General features: G+C 59.4%; 12 protein-coding genes and 1 pseudogene. 9 read left to right on the top strand and 4 right to left on the bottom strand.

Going from position 1 to position 16,200, the window contains the following annotated elements; translation table 11 throughout:
- Positions 1 to 62: 62 nt before the first annotated feature.
- The gene (gene dld / locus ABUK12_RS09095) at positions 63 to 1,796 is read right to left on the bottom strand and encodes a D-lactate dehydrogenase (RefSeq protein ID WP_410015970.1); all 1,734 of its coding nucleotides are present in this window, start codon (positions 1,794 to 1,796) and stop codon (positions 63 to 65) included.
- Positions 1,797 to 2,157: 361 nt separating this feature from the next.
- Between dld and bglX the strand changes: the two genes are divergently transcribed.
- From bglX to ABUK12_RS09065, 6 genes are all read left to right on the top strand, one after another.
- The gene (bglX, locus tag ABUK12_RS09090) at positions 2,158 to 4,449 is read left to right on the top strand and encodes a beta-glucosidase BglX (RefSeq protein WP_410015969.1); all 2,292 of its coding nucleotides are present in this window, start codon (positions 2,158 to 2,160) and stop codon (positions 4,447 to 4,449) included.
- A 152-nt stretch (positions 4,450 to 4,601) separates the two neighbouring features.
- Positions 4,602 to 5,144, top strand: a complete 543-nt coding sequence (gene idi, locus ABUK12_RS09085) for an isopentenyl-diphosphate Delta-isomerase (protein WP_410015968.1) — start codon at positions 4,602 to 4,604, stop codon at positions 5,142 to 5,144.
- Between the two features lie 176 nt (positions 5,145 to 5,320).
- Positions 5,321 to 6,253 (top strand): ABC transporter substrate-binding protein, encoded by a 933-nt coding sequence (locus tag ABUK12_RS09080; RefSeq protein WP_410015967.1) that lies wholly within the window; start codon positions 5,321 to 5,323, stop codon positions 6,251 to 6,253.
- A 30-nt stretch (positions 6,254 to 6,283) separates the two neighbouring features.
- The gene (locus ABUK12_RS09075) at positions 6,284 to 7,435 is read left to right on the top strand and encodes an ABC transporter permease (RefSeq protein WP_410015966.1); all 1,152 of its coding nucleotides are present in this window, start codon (positions 6,284 to 6,286) and stop codon (positions 7,433 to 7,435) included.
- Positions 7,432 to 8,370: an ABC transporter ATP-binding protein gene (locus tag ABUK12_RS09070; RefSeq protein ID WP_410015965.1), complete on the top strand. Its 939-nt coding sequence runs from the start codon at positions 7,432 to 7,434 to the stop codon at positions 8,368 to 8,370. Before ABUK12_RS09075 ends, ABUK12_RS09070 begins: the two co-directional genes overlap by 4 nt.
- A 1-nt stretch (position 8,371) precedes the next feature.
- A complete protein-coding gene (locus ABUK12_RS09065; RefSeq protein WP_410015964.1) occupies positions 8,372 to 9,103 on the top strand; it encodes an ABC transporter permease in 732 nt (243 codons plus the stop codon).
- Between the two features lie 17 nt (positions 9,104 to 9,120).
- On the opposite strand, the gene ABUK12_RS09060 is transcribed toward ABUK12_RS09065, so the two are convergent.
- A complete protein-coding gene (locus ABUK12_RS09060) occupies positions 9,121 to 9,225 on the bottom strand; it encodes a hypothetical protein (RefSeq protein WP_410015963.1) in 105 nt (34 codons plus the stop codon).
- Between the two features lie 248 nt (positions 9,226 to 9,473).
- On the opposite strand from ABUK12_RS09060, the pseudogene dinG reads away from it, so the two are divergent.
- Positions 9,474 to 11,570: pseudogene (gene dinG, locus ABUK12_RS09055) on the top strand (ATP-dependent DNA helicase DinG); the annotation flags it as partial.
- 77 nt (positions 11,571 to 11,647) lie between these two features.
- Here the strand turns inward: dinG and ABUK12_RS09050 are convergent.
- Positions 11,648 to 12,568, bottom strand: coding sequence for a hypothetical protein (locus tag ABUK12_RS09050; protein ID WP_410015962.1), 921 nt, complete (start codon positions 12,566 to 12,568; stop codon positions 11,648 to 11,650).
- 367 nt (positions 12,569 to 12,935) lie between these two features.
- Here ABUK12_RS09050 and ybiB point away from each other — a divergent pair, with 367 nt between their 5' ends.
- Together ybiB and ABUK12_RS09040 are read left to right on the top strand one after the other, a co-directional pair.
- The gene (gene ybiB, locus ABUK12_RS09045; RefSeq protein WP_410015961.1) at positions 12,936 to 13,916 is read left to right on the top strand and encodes a DNA-binding protein YbiB; all 981 of its coding nucleotides are present in this window, start codon (positions 12,936 to 12,938) and stop codon (positions 13,914 to 13,916) included.
- Positions 13,917 to 14,001: 85 nt separating this feature from the next.
- On the top strand, positions 14,002 to 15,855 hold the full coding sequence (locus ABUK12_RS09040) for a M3 family metallopeptidase (protein ID WP_410015960.1): 1,854 nt from the start codon (positions 14,002 to 14,004) through the stop codon (positions 15,853 to 15,855).
- Positions 15,856 to 15,876: 21 nt separating this feature from the next.
- On the opposite strand, the gene ABUK12_RS09035 is transcribed toward ABUK12_RS09040, so the two are convergent.
- A complete protein-coding gene (locus tag ABUK12_RS09035) occupies positions 15,877 to 16,098 on the bottom strand; it encodes a hypothetical protein (protein ID WP_410015959.1) in 222 nt (73 codons plus the stop codon).
- Between the last annotated feature and the right edge of the window lie 102 nt (positions 16,099 to 16,200).

The following is a 16,200-nucleotide window of genomic DNA, read 5'->3' as shown; positions in this document are numbered from 1 at the left end:
TCATCGCGCTTGCCAAGCCCCCCGTGAAGGCGGCGCACGCCCGGGGGCGGAAAGCGTCGCCGTCAGGGCTGCTTTTGCTCCGCGCCGGGCTCGCGCCAAAGCTTTAGCCTGGAGGTCTTGCCGATGCCGGGATTAAAGGTATTGGTGGGATCGATCTGCCGGTAGAACGCCGCCAGCTGCGGCTTGGCCTGGTAAAGATGGCCAACGTTGTGTTCGGCCGGATATTCGGCGCCGCGTTGATTAAGCAACGCCAGCATCCGTGCTTTCAACGCATGGCTGTCGACCCCCTTACGCACAATATAATCCTGATGAAAGACGTGGCACATGAAATGACCGTAATAAAGCTTGGCCACCAGTTGCCGGTCAATGTCCGGCGGCAGGGTTTCGAACCACTGGGTTTCATTGCGCGGCAGGGCAATATCCAGGGCCAGGATATCCTCCACCTCATCGCTGTGTACCGCATGATAGCGCACCGCGGCCCCGGCGGCGGCGAAACGGTGCAGGAAAGCCTTGCCGCCCTCGTCGTCGGTGCAGATAAAATAATCCCCCGGCTCCACGGCAAAAAAGTTTTTCAGGTAGGCCTCGGCCTCGTTAATGCCGTCGCCGGACATTTTCAGCAGCAGATGATGCTCATAACGCTCGCGGAACGCCGTCATGCGCGGCGGCAAATGCTGCGGCCACAGGCGGCTTGCCAACTGCAGGAAACGATCGCTGAGCTGCGGCGGCAGCCAGGCCTGGGCGTTCAGCGTGGCGTCGATACGGCCTTTTAGCTGGAACAGCCACGGCATCCGGTCGGTGCCGAGCCGGTTAATCATGATAAAGGTGTCTTTGCCGTAGGTGGCGCTGATATCGTAACAATCGCGATGCATATACTCGCCCGCCACCGGCAGGTTGGCGAAGCCGGACAGGACGTCGCGGCGCAGCCGGGCCAGGACCTGCGGGTCGTTGGTGCCGATGTAGAAGACCTGCTGGCGTTCCTCGGCGGGAAACGTATCCAGGCGCACGGCGAACACCGCCACCTTACCGGCGCTGCCCGACGCCTCGAACAGCCGGCGCTGGTCGGCGTTAAATCGCGACGGGGTGGCGGCATCCACCTGGCGCACCCGTTCGGCGTAATCATGATCGGAGCAGGCATGCCCGGCCGGTTGAACGTCCGTCGCCGAATATTGCCGGTTCTCCAGGCGGGTGAGGATCTGCTCCGGCGTGGCGCCCAAATCGATGCCTAAATGGTTGACCAGCCGCAATTGGCCGTCTTCATCTCGTTGCGCAAACAGCGCCATTTCGGTATAGGCCGGGCCGCGCTTGACCAGCGATCCGCCGGAATTATTGCAAATGCCGCCGATGACCGACGCCCCGAGACATGAGGAGCCGATAACCGAATGCGGTTCCCGCTTCAGGGGCTTCAACGCCTTTTCCAGCGTATAAAGCGTACTGCCCGCCAGGGCCACTGCCTGCCGGCCCTCGTCGATCAGTTGTACGCCATCCAGGCGCCGGGTGCTGACCACCACCACCTCGCGATCGTAGTCGGCGCCGTTGGGCGTGGAGCCTTCGGTCAGGCCGGTATTGGCCGCCTGCATGATAATCACTTTGTCGGCGGCCACGCAGGCTTCCAGCACCCGCCACAGCGAGAGCAGCGAGTCGGGAAGCACCACCGCCAGGGCCGGGCCGCTGCCGGAGCGGAATCCCTTGCAATAACGCTGGGTCTGGCGGCTATCGGTCAGGACATGACGCTTACCGACGATGGCGGTAAGCCGTTCTAAAAACGCATGCGATAGATAAGGCGAAGTGTGCGGCATAACGATATCCTTTTCTCTGCGAAGCAAACTGATTTTATACCCACGGATGGGATACGGACTCATGTAAACTGGCGCATATGGATAATGAATATACGCCCGGAGCGGCGTCAATGTGAACATAATGAGAAAGGCGCTTTGCCGGCAGCCGGTCCGGCCGCCGCCGCGTCGCCGGACGCATCCCGGGTGCGCGGCCGATTAACGATATTCTTATCCAGAAACAAACGCTTTCAATAATTTAACCTTACCCACTCGCGTTCGTGATGGTCTACACTGAGCACTGCGATGCCTTATGGCATATTAACCAGAATATCCGTAGCGGGCGCCGGGCCCGGTACGCTTTCGCGAGTATGAGAACAACGATATGAAATGGCTGTGTTCACTGAGCCTGCTTGCAGCATTATCGCTTCACCCCGCCCTGGCGGACGATACCCAGCTTCCTTCTCCCGATTTGCCCCGCGACGCTTATGTTAACGCGCTGCTGCAAAAAATGACCCTGCAGGAAAAAATCGGCCAGCTGCGACTTATCAGCGTCGGGCCGGAAAATCCGAAGGAAGCCATCCGGGAGATGATCAAAAACGGCCAGGTGGGCGCTATTTTTAATACGGTGACCCGCCAGGATATCCGCCAGATGCAGGATCAGGCCATGCAATTGCCCCGGCTGAAAATCCCGCTTTTCTTCGCCTATGATATCGTCCACGGCCAGCGCACTATTTTCCCCATCAGCCTGGGGCTCGCCTCCAGCTGGAACCTTGATGCGGTAGCCACCAGCGGACGCATCGCCGCCTATGAGGGCAGCGAAGACGGACTTAACATGACCTGGGCGCCCATGGTGGACGTCACGCGCGATCCGCGCTGGGGCCGGGTCTCCGAAGGGTTGGGCGAAGATACGTTCCTGACCGCGGAAATCGGCCGCACCCTGGTGCAGTCCATCCAGGGTAAGAATCCGGGCGATCGCCACGCGCTGATGACGTCGGTAAAACATTTTGCCCTGTATGGCGCGGTGGAGGGGGGACGTGATTACAATACGGTCGATATGAGCCCGCAACGCATGTTCCAGGATTATATGCCGCCTTATAAAGCGGCCCTTGACGCGGGCAGCGGCGGGGTGATGGTGGCGCTGAATACCGTAAACGGCGTTCCGGCCACCGCCGATGCCTGGCTGTTAAAGGATATTCTGCGCAAGCAATGGCATTTTACCGGCATCACCATCAGCGATCACGGCGCCATCAAGGAATTGATCAAACACGGCGTGGCCAGTTCGCCCATCGAGGCGGTAAAAATTGCGCTTAACGCCGGCATCAACATGAGCATGAGCGACGAATATTTTATCCGCTATCTGCCGCAGCTGGTGAAAAGCGGCGGGGTCAGCGAGCAGGAAATTGACGAAGCGGTACGCCACGTGCTCAATGTCAAATACGATATGGGCCTGTTCCGCGACGCTTACAGCCATTTGGGCCCCGTGGGCAGCGATCCGCAGGACACCAACGCCGAAAGCCGCCTGCACCGCGACGCGGCGCGCCAGGTGGCGCGCCAGTGCCTGGTATTGCTGAAAAACCGCCTGCATACCCTGCCGCTGAAAAAACAGGGCGTTATCGCCGTGGTGGGGCCGTTGGCGGACAGCCAGCGGGATATCATGGGCAGTTGGTCCGCCGCCGGGCGGCCCGAGCAATCCGTCACCCTGTTGCGCGGAATACGCAACGCCGTGGGGGACAAGGCCACCGTGGTGTATGCCCGGGGCGCCAATATTACCGATCATAAGGATATGCTCGCTTACCTGAATTCCTACGATCAGGCGGTGAAGAACGACCCGCGCGCGCCGCAGGCGATGATCGACGAAGCGGTCAAGGCTGCCCGCAAAGCGGATGTTGTCATCGCGGCGGTAGGGGAATCCCAGGGCATGGCCCACGAGGCGTCCAGCCGTACCAATATCACCATTCCAGACAGCCAGCGCGCGCTTATCGACGCGCTTAAGGCCACCGGCAAGCCGCTGGTGCTGGTGCTGATGAACGGCCGGCCGCTGGCGCTAGTGCGTGAGAACCAGCAGGCGGACGCCATGCTGGAAACCTGGTTCAGCGGCACCGAGGGCGGCAACGCCATCGCCGATGTGCTGTTTGGCGATTACAACCCGTCCGGTAAACTGCCGATGTCCTTCCCACGTTCGGTGGGGCAGATCCCAACCTATTATAATCACCTGCCCACCGGGCGGCCCTATCTGGCGGACAAACCGGATAAATACACCTCGCATTATTATGACGAGGCCAACGGCCCGCTTTATCCGTTCGGTTTCGGCCTGAGCTACACCACCTTCGACGTATCGGCGCCGGCGCTGTCAAGCACTACGCTTGGGCGCGACGGCAGTATCACCGTCAGCGTCACCCTGACCAATACCGGCCATCGCGACGGCGATACCGTGGCCCAGCTCTACGTACACGACATCGCGGCATCGTTAAGCCGTCCGGTGAAGGAATTAAAAGGCTTCCAGAAAGTGTTCCTCAAGGCCGGGGAAGCAAAAACGGTGACGTTCAGGCTGGATGCCGCCGCGCTGAAATTCTATGATCAGCAGATGCGGTTTGCCGCCGAGCCGGGCGAATTCGAGGTGATGGTGGGGCTGGATTCCGCCCGGGTCAAAACCGCGAGGTTTACCCTGCAGTAATCATCCTACCGTGAGCCTCAAGGGCCTGTCGCTGCGGACATGCTTTTTTGCAAAATATGCCGCTGCGTAACGTTTATTCCCCGCCGTTGCGCAGATTTTTACCATCATTGCCGTTAAAATAGGCGTTTGCAGGGGCTTAATGAGACACTATCATGGCGTTTACCGAAGTCGTCCTCGTCAATGAGCGCGATCAGTGCGTGGGCAGGATGGAAAAACTCCAGGCGCATCGCGAGGGGCTGCTGCATCGGGCGATCACGGTATATCTCTTTAATCCACGCGGTGAGCTGCTGCTTCAGCAGCGCGCCGCCGGCAAATACCACTGCGGCGGTTTATGGAGCAATACCTGCTGCGGCCATCCCATACCCCACGAGGATACCCAGACCGCGGCCCAGCGCCGCCTGCATGAGGAAATGGGCCTGCGCTGCGCCCTGACGCCGGTGTTTAAGCTGCAATACCGCCTGCCGCTGGCCAATGGGCTGATAGAACATGAATTCGATCATGTTTTTTTCGGCGTCAGCGCGCAGGCGCCGACGCTTAATCCAGAAGAAGCCATGGCCTGCCGCTACCAGCCATTGCCGGCGGTGCTGGCGGATATCAAGGCGCGTCCGGCGCGGTACACGCCCTGGTTCAGGCTGACGCTGGCCGCCATTCCAGGCCATATAACCGAATTTATGCGCCTAAAGCGCGCCGGTTAAGGTTATTCTGCCCGCGATCTCCCCGCGAGCCTTAATGTTGTCTCCATACTTTCGGTTCTATTCTTATGCTTTCTTTTTTAATGAATAAATTCTAATTTGAACTATTCTTTCAAGAACATAATATCCGTTCAACCGCTGCGGATAATTTACCAATACCTCTGAGGGGAATGAAAATCATGGTCAATTTTTTTCATCACGGACGAGCGCTGTGTCTTGCCGCAGCCATGCTGGGTATGACCGCCGGCGCTCAGGCGGCCGATTCGGCGGTACGGGTGGGATCGAAGATCGATACCGAAGGTTCGCTGCTCGGCAATATCATTGTCCAGGTTCTGGAGTCCCACGGCGTCAAGACCATTAATAAATCCCAACTGGGCACCACCCAGGTATTACGCGGGGCCATCACCGCCGGCGAAATAGATATCTACCCCGAATATACCGGCAACGGCGCGTTTTTCTTCAGCGATGAAAAAGATCCCGCCTGGAAAGACGCCAACGCGGGTTACCAGAAAGTCAAAAAACTCGATTATGACAAGAATCATATTGTCTGGCTGGAACCGGCGCCGGCGAATAATACCTGGACCATCGCCATCCGCGAGGACCTGGCCAAAAGTAAAAATATCAATTCACTGGCCGATTTGGGCGGTTATCTGAAAGCCGGCGGCAAATTCAAGCTGGCCGCCTCGGCGGAATTTATCGAACGCCCCGACGCCTTGCCCGCCTTTGAAAAAACCTATGGCTTTAAACTGCAGCAGGATCAGCTGCTGTCGCTGGCCGGCGGCGATACCGCCGTGACGCTGAAGGCCGCCGCCGAACAGACGTCCGGCGTCAACGCCGCCATGGCCTACGGTACCGACGGGCCGGTGGCCGCGCTCGGGTTGCATACCCTGGCCGATCCGCAGGGCGTACAGCCTATTTACGCGCCGGCGCCCATCATCCGCGAGGCGGTGCTCAAACAGCATCCTGATATCGCGGCCTGGCTGAAACCGGTATTCGCCTCGCTGGATACCCAGACGCTGCAAAAGCTCAATGCCGGCATCGCGGTGGAAGGACAGAATGCCAGCAAAGTGGCGGCGGATTATCTTAAACAAAAAGGGTTTGTCAAATCCTAACCCTCCCGGCGCCGGGGAGAGCCGCCCTGCGTGGTTAAAAACCGCGTCCTGCTGACCCTGTCGCTATTGGCGATTGCGGCGGGCGTTTGGCTGCCTTTTGTCAACTATGCGCCGAACCGCCTGATGTCAGGCCAGGGCATCGGGCTGGCCGCCCTGCTGGGCGGTGGGTGGTTACTGCTGCTGGCGCCGGTTGCCGCGCTGGTGGCGCTGTGTTTTGTCGCGCCCTCGCGCCGCGCGCAGCTGGCGGTTATGCTGCTGGCGGAGGTATTGCTGTGGTGCCTGGTGGCGCTGGCCGGCGACACGGCCACGCAACTGGCCGGGCGGGGCGGGCATTTGGCGCGCACCTCGTTCGGCAGCGGTTTCTGGCTGCTGCTCGCGCTGTGCCTGCTGATCGCCGCCGACGCCATCGGCCGCGCGACCGCCAGTCATACGCTGCGCGTCGTGGCCAATGCGCAAATCTGGCTGCCGCCGGTGGCGCTGATCTGGACCGGGCGGCTGGATCAACTGTCGTTATTTATCGAATATGCCAACCGGCGGGAGATTTTCCAGCAGGCGCTGGGCGAACATCTGACCCTGCTGTTCGGCACCCTGGTGCCGGCTATCGTTATCGGCATTCCGCTGGGGCTGCTTTGTCATCGCTCGGCGCGCTGGCGCCCGGCGCTGTTTTCCACCCTCAACATTATCCAGACGATACCGGCCATCGCCCTGTTCGGCCTGCTGATTGCGCCGCTCAGCGGCCTGGCCGCCGCCTGGCCGTGGCTGCGCGACGCGGGGGTAGGCGGTATCGGCCTGGCGCCGGCGCTGATTGCCCTGGTGCTGTACGCGCTACTGCCGCTGGTGCGCAGCGTGAACGCCGGGCTGACGCAGGTACCCGCCGAGGTGATTGAAACCGCGCTGGGCATGGGCATGACCCGCGGGCAGATATTCCGCCGTATTCAGGTGCCGCTGGCGCTGCCGGTGATCCTCTCGGGCATCCGCATTATCGCCGTGCAGACCGTCGGCATGGGCATGATCGCCGCCCTGATCGGCGCCGGCGGTTTCGGCGCGCTCATGTTCCAGGGCCTGCTCAGCAGCGCGCTGGAGCTGGTCTTGCTTGGGGTGATCCCGGCTATCGCGCTGGCGGTGCTGGTGGACACGTTGTTTAAACTGATCATCTCTTTTCTTGAGACGGTACACCAATGATTCAATTTCAACATGTCAGTAAAATTTTTCACGGCAAACCGGCGGTGGAAGACCTGAACCTGAACATTGCCGAAAGCGAGTTTACCGTGCTGATTGGTACTTCCGGCTCAGGTAAGTCCACCACGCTTAAAATGATTAACCGTTTAATTGAACATGACCAGGGCAAGATTTTGTTCGCCGGCGATGAGATCCACAGTTTTAAACCGCAGGAACTGCGCCGGCGCATGGGTTACGCCATCCAGTCCATCGGCCTGTTCCCGCATTGGACGGTGGAGCAGAATATCGCCACCGTGCCGCAGCTGCTGAAGTGGCCGAAGGCTAAAATACGCGATCGCGTCACCGAATTGTTGGAACTGCTGCATCTGGACGCGGCGCAGTTCCGCGGCCGTTATCCCCACCAGCTTTCAGGCGGGCAGCAGCAGCGGGTGGGCGTGGCGCGCGCCCTGGCCGCCGATCCGGAGGTGCTGCTGATGGATGAGCCTTTCGGCGCGCTCGATCCGGTTACCCGCGCCGCGCTGCAGGCGGAAATTGCCCGTATTCACCAATTGTCCGGCCGCACGGTGGTGCTGGTGACGCATGATATCGACGAGGCATTGGCGCTGGCGGACCGCATTGTCTTGCTTGACCAGGGGCAGGTGATCCAGCAGGGTACGCCGCGTCATTTACTCACCCAGCCGGCCAATGTCTTTGTCAGGGATTTTTTCGGCCGCAGCGATATCGGCATTAAATTACTGGCGCTGGGCGCGGCGGGGAGCCATGCGCGCAAAGGCGAGCGCTTGCCCGGCAAACCGATAGCGGCCGCCATGACTCTGCGCGAGGCCCTGTCGGAGTTTGTCTCCCGCCAGACCGAACTGCTGCCGGTGGTGGATGAGCAGGGCGCATCGCTGGGCGTGCTCCATTTCCGCGATTTGGTCAAACCCGGGAAGGAGGAATAGCATGCTGCGCCGGGTAATTACCGATCCGCTGTTATGGTGCGCGCTGCTGCTGCTGGCGCTGATGTTCGGCATGACCAGGCTGGACTGGCTGTTCTCGCAGTTGTTTCCGGCGCTGGATCGTCCGGTCTATCTGCAGGACAGCTTTGCTTCGCTGGCCTGGGCCCATGTCCAACTGGTATTGCTATCAAGCCTTATCGCCGTGGCGATTGGCGTCGGCGCCGGTATCGGCGTGACGCGGGCGGCCGGCCGGGAGTTTCGCTCGCTGGTGGAAACCATCGTGGCGGTCGGCCAGACCTTTCCGCCGGTGGCGGTGCTGGCCGTCGCCGTGCCGGTGATGGGCTTTAGCGAACAACCGGCGATTATCGCGCTGGTGCTCTACGGCCTGTTGCCCATTGTGCAGGGAACCATCACCGGCATTGAAACGGTGCCGGCATCCATTCTGGAAACCGCCACCGGCGCCGGCATGAGCCGCTGGCAAATATTGCGCCGGGTGGAGCTGCCGCTGGCCGCGCCGGTTATCATCACCGGCATCCGCACCTCGGTGATTATTAATATCGGCACCGCCGCCATTGCCTCCACCGTGGGCGCCAAAACGCTCGGTTCGCCGATAATCATCGGCCTGAGCGGCTTTAATACCGCCTATATTCTACAGGGCGCGATGCTGGTGGCCCTGCTGGCGGTCATCAGCGATATGCTGTTCGAACGCTGGCTGCGCTGTTTTCACCCTACCTGATGGCCGCAGGGACGTCCTCAGCTATGGACGATGACGATATAACCGGCCAGCATGACGCCGCCGATGGCGCCGAGGGCGCACAATGAGATCAGGCCGAACACGCCCGCTTTGATAAGATTCATACCCTTCCTTAAGGTCGCGATTCACTTCATTATAAGTGCTGCGCGCAGCGATACAAGCGCGATGGGGCGGCGCAGGTTACACCCCAGGCGTGGCTTATGCGCCTCAACCCGCCCGCGGCCCCTGGCCGTCTGGGCTGGATCCCGGTTCCAATACCGGTTGATAACTGCAGATATATACAGCATAAGGCTGACGCCGGAGCCGGTCTGTGGGACAATAACCCCATCCCGTATTGAGAAGATAAAGGCTCATGCCGCTGTCCGTCGCTACCAAAGCGCAAATCCATGATTGGTATAAAGCGCTGCAAAAACATATCCCGGATTTTATATCCCGCACGCCGCAGCGCCAGATGATTGCCGAAGTGGCGAAAGCGCTGTCCGGGGATATCGAACGCCATTTAGTGATTGAGGCGCCCACCGGCGTGGGGAAAACGCTGTCTTATCTCATCCCCGGCATCGCCATCAGCCGCGCCGAGGATAAGCCCCTGGTGGTCAGCACCGCCAACGTGGCGCTGCAGGACCAGATTTTCAGTAAAGACCTGCCGCTTTTGAAAAAGCTGATCCCGGATTTGAAATTTACCGCCGCCTTCGGCCGCAGGCGCTATGTCTGTCCGCGCAACCTGGCGGCCATGGCGGCGGACAACGTATTCCAGGGCGACCTGAAGCTGTTTCTCGATGACGGCCTGGTCCCCGCCGACGGTAAAGAGCGCACGTTATGCGGCAAAATGCAGCAGGATTTGGCCCGTTTCGCCTGGGACGGCCTGCGCGATCATTACCCCAAGTCGGTGAGCGACGGGCTGTGGGGTAAACTTAGTACCGATAAAGCGAACTGTCTCGGACGTAATTGCCATTATTTCCGCGACTGTCCGTTTTTTATTGCCCGCAAGGAAATTGAAAGCGCCGATGTCGTGGTGGCTAACCATGCGCTGGTGATGGCGGCGCTCGACAGCGAATCGGTACTGCCCAATCCCAAGCATATGCTGCTGGTGCTCGACGAGGGGCATCATTTGCCCGACGTGGCGCGGGACGCGCTGGAAATGAGCGGCGAAATCACCGCCGGATTTATCGCCCATCAGCTGGAGCTGTTTATGCGCCAGACCGAACAGACCCTGGCGCAGTTCAAGCCGGCCAAGCCGCCCCTGCTCAGCGGCGGTGAACGCCTGAAGAACCACTGCGCTGAAATCCAGGAACTGGTGGCGCTGTTCGAACGGCAGGCGGTCTCCGTGCTGCCCAGGGACAGCGTGGCGGGGGAGTTTCGTTTTGCCATGGGGCAACTGCCCATCGCCATGAGCGAGCTGGCCGCGCGGCTGTTCAAGCTTACCGACGCGCTGCGCATGCTGACCGAGTTCCTGCTGAATGATTTGAGCGAGAAAACGGGCAAGCAGGATATTGTGCGCCTGCACCAGGCGCTGCTTCATACCAGCCGCACCCTGGGTTATTGGGAATCGGCCAGCAGGTTATGGAAGCTGGCGGCGCAGGATAAGGCATCCAATGCGCCGATCTCCAAATGGCTGACCCGTGAAATGTCCGATGGAGGCGCGCATATCTTCCTGCACTGCGTCGGCATCCGCGTCAGCGATCAGCTGGAAAAGCTGCTCTGGTCGAAGATACCCCATGCGGTGGTGACCTCCGCCACCCTGCGATCGCTTAATAGTTTTGCCCGGCTGCAGGAGCTTTCGGGGTTGCAGGAACGGGCGGGGGATCGTTTTGTTACCCTCGGGTCGCCGTTTGATCATCGCCATCAGGGCAAACTGGTGATCCCGCAGATGCACAACGAACCGGTGATGGCGCGGGAGGGCGAACATCTGGCCGAAATGGCGGCCTTTTTCCGCGCTGAGCTTGCCGCCGGCGCGCATCGCGGCATGCTGGTCCTGTTTGCCAGCCATCGCGCGATGCAGCTTTTCCTGACCCATGTCGTCGATCTGCGGCTGCAACTGCTGGTACAGGGCGACCAGCCGCGCTATCGCTTAATTGAAGAACACCGCCGGTGCGTGGATCAGGGCAAGACCAGCGTACTGCTTGGCCTGCAGTCCTTTGCCGAGGGGCTCGACCTGAAGGGCGAACTGCTGACCCAGGTGCATATCCACAAAATCGCCTTCCCGCCCATCGACAGCCCTGTGATCCTGACCGAAGGGGAGTGGCTGAAAACCCAGAAACGGCATCCGTTCGAGGTGCAAAGCCTGCCCAGCGCCTCGTTTAACCTTATCCAGCAGGTGGGGAGGCTTATCCGCAGCCATGAATGCACCGGTGAAATCGTTATCTATGACCGGCGTCTTATCACCAAATCCTACGGCGCGCGGCTGCTGGCGGCGCTGCCGGTCTTTCCCATCGAGCAGCCGCCGATGCCGATGCCGGCCGATGCCAAGCCCGGGACTGTCACGGCCAAGGGCTGAGAAACCGGCGGGCGGCTGGATGAGCCGCCTGTTCAGGCACGGCTTTCATTGTCCAGCTTTTGCGCTATGGCATGTTCCGCGGCCAGGGTAACCCGCGCCACCAGCCCCGGACAGTTAAACAGCCTTTCGTACACCCGGTCGGCAACAGGGCGAATAAGGTCAGGGCAATCCATCTGATGGTTATTCATATACAGCCTTACCACCGCGACGGTGGACGTTGCGGAGCCGTTCTCAATGCGGGTGATATGGGCATATTGGCGCCAAATTCCCGTTTTGGTCATGGCCTGCTGGATAATATCCCGGTTAAACGTCGGGGTAAGATTCAACGGCTTATTTTCCTTAAGCCGGGCGTCCATGACCTGATCGATGGTTTTATTTATCTGCGCCGGAAGATAAAGTGCAAATTCATTTGATTTCCATTCTAGTTTATCTTTTTGTTCTTTCAATAAACCGGATTTCATTTCTTTCACTATGCCTTCCGCGGTTTGGCTAATAAAGGTTTCGCGATCGACCGGTCGGTCGTGTAATAATTCCAGCGGCAGATGCCTTTTCAACTGAAGCTGGTCGTAAGCGGCGTCCCTGTTTTTTTGCGCGGCGCTAAGATCATAACGTTTACTGTTACAACCGACGAAGGCCGGTATAAAAGATTTAACCCCTCGGCCTGGCGAGGAACCGCCGCCGTTCCTTGACTCTGACGCGGCTACGCTATCGTCGTCTTCCGCTAGCGCATTATAGCTTTCCTCGCTATCCATGCTGGATTTAGCTGCAGCCCTTGCCGAATAGCTCCTGATATTAACCAGTTTTTTGATCACGGACGTTAATACATGGGTCCTGAGTGTAACCTGGCCCTCATTCCATGATGTGATTTTCGTAAAGAAGGAGGAATTCATACCCGTTATATGCATAATGTTTTCCTGATAATAAATAACAAAATAGAAAGGTAAAAAAGTCATTTTTTTATATCACGCATCAATGTTGCATTCGATGTTTTTACTACCCATTGAGCGTTATCTACAAGTCCGGTTATAAAAGAGAGCCATTTTGGCCTTTTTAATTAAACTTCAGTAAAGAATATTAAATTTTTAGCGGCAAGGCGTGCCGCGCGAGCGACGGGCCCAGACCGGACATAGGACAGGTTATGCGCGGCATGGTCGCGGCGACGCTGAACCCGGTTATCCCTATCCCGGCGCTGTATTTGCTAGGAATAAGTTGAAGCACTTTATTAGCGCGTTAATGAAAGGTATTGTGGATTGAGACATCCGCGTGATCGCGGCGGATGGCAGAGGTTGAACTTTACATGCGTATTGGAAACGGTCGGTTATGGATTATAGCAAGGTCATAAAAGAAGTCGGACGGGGAAAAAATCATGCCCGCGATCTGGAGAGATCCACCGCTGTTGCACTCTATCGCGCCATCCTGGCCGGAGAGGTGCCGGAGCTGGAGCTCGGCGGGCTATTAATTGCCTTTCGTATCAAAGGCGAGGCCGAAGAAGAGATGCTGGGCTTTTATGAGGCGATGCAGGAGCGGGTGATGGCGCTGCAGGCGCCGGCGGATATGCCGCCGCCGGTGGTTATTCCCAGCTATAACGGCGCGCGCAAACAGGCCAACCTGACGCCATTGCTGGCGATGGCGCTCGCGCGCCTCGGCTTTCCGGTCGTGGTGCACGGCGTTACCGACGATCCGGGCCGGGTGACCAGCGCGGAAATTTTCCGCGCCCTGGGCGTAGCCTGGCACGATAACTCCCTGGCGGCGCAAAGCGCGCTGGTCATGGCGCGTGCGCCGGTATTTATCCCGGTGGGCCATCTGTGCCCGGCGCTGGACGCCCAGTTAACGCTGCGCTGGCGCATGGGGGTACGCAACAGCGCCCATACGCTGGCCAAACTGGCGACGCCGTTCCATCATCATCTGCACTGGCGCCTGTGCAGCGTATCGCATCCGGAATATATCACCCGTATCGCCGCCTTTTTCAACGCCATCAACAGCAGCGCCCTGCTGATGAACGGCACCGAGGGCGAAACCTACGCCAATCCGCAGCGTCTGGCGAAAATCTATGCCCTGCACCAAGGGCGGCAGCAGGTCATACTGGACCCGCTGGCCCATCCGCTGCCGCCGCTGGAAAATCTGCCGCGCGCGCGCGACGCGCTGACCACCGCGCGCTGGACCGAAGCCTGCCTGCGGGGCGAATTCGCCTTGCCGGAGGCTATCCGGCTGCAGTTGGCCGCCATATTGCTTGCCACCGGGCAAGCTCCCGCGCTTGACCAGGCGCTGGCGACTGTCGATCGCGCGATACCCCACGACTGACGGCGTACCCTGAACCAGAGCGGCATGGGCAAGCGCCTTTTGCCCTGACTGAGAAATGAAGCAATACCTGTTATCAGGAGATGTTATGCAACAGGCAGTAGCGTATTTTAACGCGCTGAACCGCGATTACCTGGCGGTTCATCAGACCAAGGAAGACCTTTTCTGGCAGCATTATATGGCCATCGGCGGCGAGGACGTCGCGGATCGTTTCGCCGCGGCGGAACAAGCGTATAAGCGGTTTATCGCGGCGCCGGCGCGCCCGGCGGAAATTCGCCGTCATATCGCCGCGCTGGAACTGCTGCCGCCAGGCCGGGAACGTGACGACACCCTGCACGGACTGCGCGGCTGGTTGCGTTTTTTTGACTGCAACGTAATTGAGGATGCCCGGGCGCAGACCCTGATGGATGACCTTATCGCCGCGGAAAACGACCTCTACGCCCGGCGCAAAACCCTGGCGCTGACCCATATCAACGATAAGGGCGAACGGGTGGCGGCCTCGTTGGGCGAACTGATGACCAATCAGGCCAATAACGCCGATGAATCAGCGCGCCAGAGCTCGCAGCAGGCGCTGCGCGAGCTGGAGCAATGGCTGTTGCATAACGGTTTTCCGGCGCTGGTGCGCCTGCGTAACCGCTTTGCCCGCCAGATGGGCTATCGCAATTACTTTGACTATAAGGTCAATAAAACCGAGCGGATGACGCCGGAACAACTGTTCGCCATTCTGGATCGGTTTGAACGGGAGACGCGGGAGGGTAATTTACGCAGCCTGCGGCAATTGGCGGCGGTAAAAGGCGAGAACGCGCTGCAACCCTGGAATATCCGCTACCGCACAGCCGGCGACGTGACCCGCCAGCTGGATCCCTACCTGCCGTTTGCCGAGTCCCTGGGCCGCTGGGTGGACAGCTTTAAACGGCTGCATATCGGCTTTAACGGCGCGCGGTTGCAGCTCGATCTGCTGGTGCGCAAGGATAAGTACGAAAACGGTTTTATGCATGCCCCCGTGCCGCCGTTCCGGCGCCAGGGCGAGTGGGTCCCGGCGCGCATCAATTTTACCAGCCTGGCCAAACCGGACCAGATCGGCAGCGGCATCAGCGGTATCAATACGCTGTTTCACGAGGGCGGGCACGCGGCGCATTTTGCCAATATCCGCCAGAACGCCCCGTGTTTTTCCCAGGAGTTTCCGCCCACCTCTATGGCCTACGCTGAAACGCAGTCCATGTTTTGCGACAGCCTGCTGGACGACGCCGACTGGCTGAAACGCTATGCCCTTAACGGCAACGGCGAGCCGCCGCCGGACGCGCTGATCCAGGCCGCCATCGCCGCGCGCCAGCCTATGCGCGCCTTTAACGAGCGCCATATCCTGCTGGTGCCTTATTTTGAATGGGCGCTGTATCAATGGGACGATGACCAGCTGACGCCCGACGCCATTACGCGGCTGGCGCGGGAAACAGAACAACGCATCCTGGGGATTGACGGCAGCCCGCGGCCGACGATGGCGATTCCGCATCTGTTATCGCAAGAGTCCGCCTGTTCTTATCAGGGCTATCTGCTGGCGCTGATGGCCGTGGAGCAAACCCGGCAGTTTTTCCTTAAGCGCGACGGGTATCTCACCGATAACCCGGCCATCGGGCCCGATCTTGCCGCCCATTACTGGCATCCGGGCAATAGCGTCGCCCATGACGATACGCTCAGGAGCCTGACCGGGGAGGGATTTAATCCGCTGTATTTGGCGGCGGCCTGCAACCAGACGGTGGATCAGGCTTGGCGTCAGGCGCAGGAGACCATCGCGCGCGGGATGGCGCGGCCGCAGCCGGCCGCCGATTTTGCCCTGGACGCCGTCATCACCGTTATCGACGGCGAGCGGGTGCTGGCATCCAACGCGCAGGGCGATGAGCAGATGTGCCGGGAGTTTGCCGCGGCGATTCGTCAGGCGTATTGATCCGCGGGTAAGCCGCTGCGATCAGTTTTTATGATAAACCGGGCTGTAGCCTTCGATAGCCTGGTTTTTTTCCGGGGAAAAAACCTGGCGCGGGCAATTGCCGGCGGTACTGGCGGTGGTTTTATTGATGCAGGCGCTGTCCGCGCGCGGGTTGCGCGGCATATCCGGCAGCCGATAGGCGGGCAGGGCGTAAGCCGCAGCGCTGAGCATCACAAGCAGACTGGCAAGGATTGTACGTTTCATAATAATCACGCTGTAAATAATATCATATCGGATGCTTATGATACGCTTGTTACATGGATTTTACAGCCGTGATTATTGATAAATTGCATCAGTAAATTTGAT

The sequence above is a fragment of the Sodalis sp. C49 genome (genome assembly GCF_046352915.1).
In the GTDB taxonomy this organism is placed as follows: Bacteria; Pseudomonadota; Gammaproteobacteria; order Enterobacterales; family Enterobacteriaceae; genus Acerihabitans.
The sequence above is the reverse complement of the archived record's forward strand: the minus strand, read 5'-3'. Positions and strand labels throughout refer to the sequence as shown.

Coding starts and splice junctions, on each gene's coding strand:
- ABUK12_RS09035 (WP_410015959.1), bottom strand. CDS start 16,098: ATGAAACGTACAATCCTTGCCAGTCTGCTTGTGATGCTCAGCGCTGCG.
- bglX (WP_410015969.1), top strand. CDS start 2,158: ATGAAATGGCTGTGTTCACTGAGCCTGCTTGCAGCATTATCGCTTCAC.
- ABUK12_RS09080 (WP_410015967.1), top strand. CDS start 5,321: ATGGTCAATTTTTTTCATCACGGACGAGCGCTGTGTCTTGCCGCAGCC.
- ABUK12_RS09065 (WP_410015964.1), top strand. CDS start 8,372: ATGCTGCGCCGGGTAATTACCGATCCGCTGTTATGGTGCGCGCTGCTG.
- idi (WP_410015968.1), top strand. CDS start 4,602: ATGGCGTTTACCGAAGTCGTCCTCGTCAATGAGCGCGATCAGTGCGTG.
- ABUK12_RS09060 (WP_410015963.1), bottom strand. CDS start 9,225: ATGAATCTTATCAAAGCGGGCGTGTTCGGCCTGATCTCATTGTGCGCC.
- ABUK12_RS09040 (WP_410015960.1), top strand. CDS start 14,002: ATGCAACAGGCAGTAGCGTATTTTAACGCGCTGAACCGCGATTACCTG.
- ABUK12_RS09050 (WP_410015962.1), bottom strand. CDS start 12,568: ATGACTTTTTTACCTTTCTATTTTGTTATTTATTATCAGGAAAACATT.
- ybiB (WP_410015961.1), top strand. CDS start 12,936: ATGGATTATAGCAAGGTCATAAAAGAAGTCGGACGGGGAAAAAATCAT.
- dld (WP_410015970.1), bottom strand. CDS start 1,796: ATGCCGCACACTTCGCCTTATCTATCGCATGCGTTTTTAGAACGGCTT.
- ABUK12_RS09070 (WP_410015965.1), top strand. CDS start 7,432: ATGATTCAATTTCAACATGTCAGTAAAATTTTTCACGGCAAACCGGCG.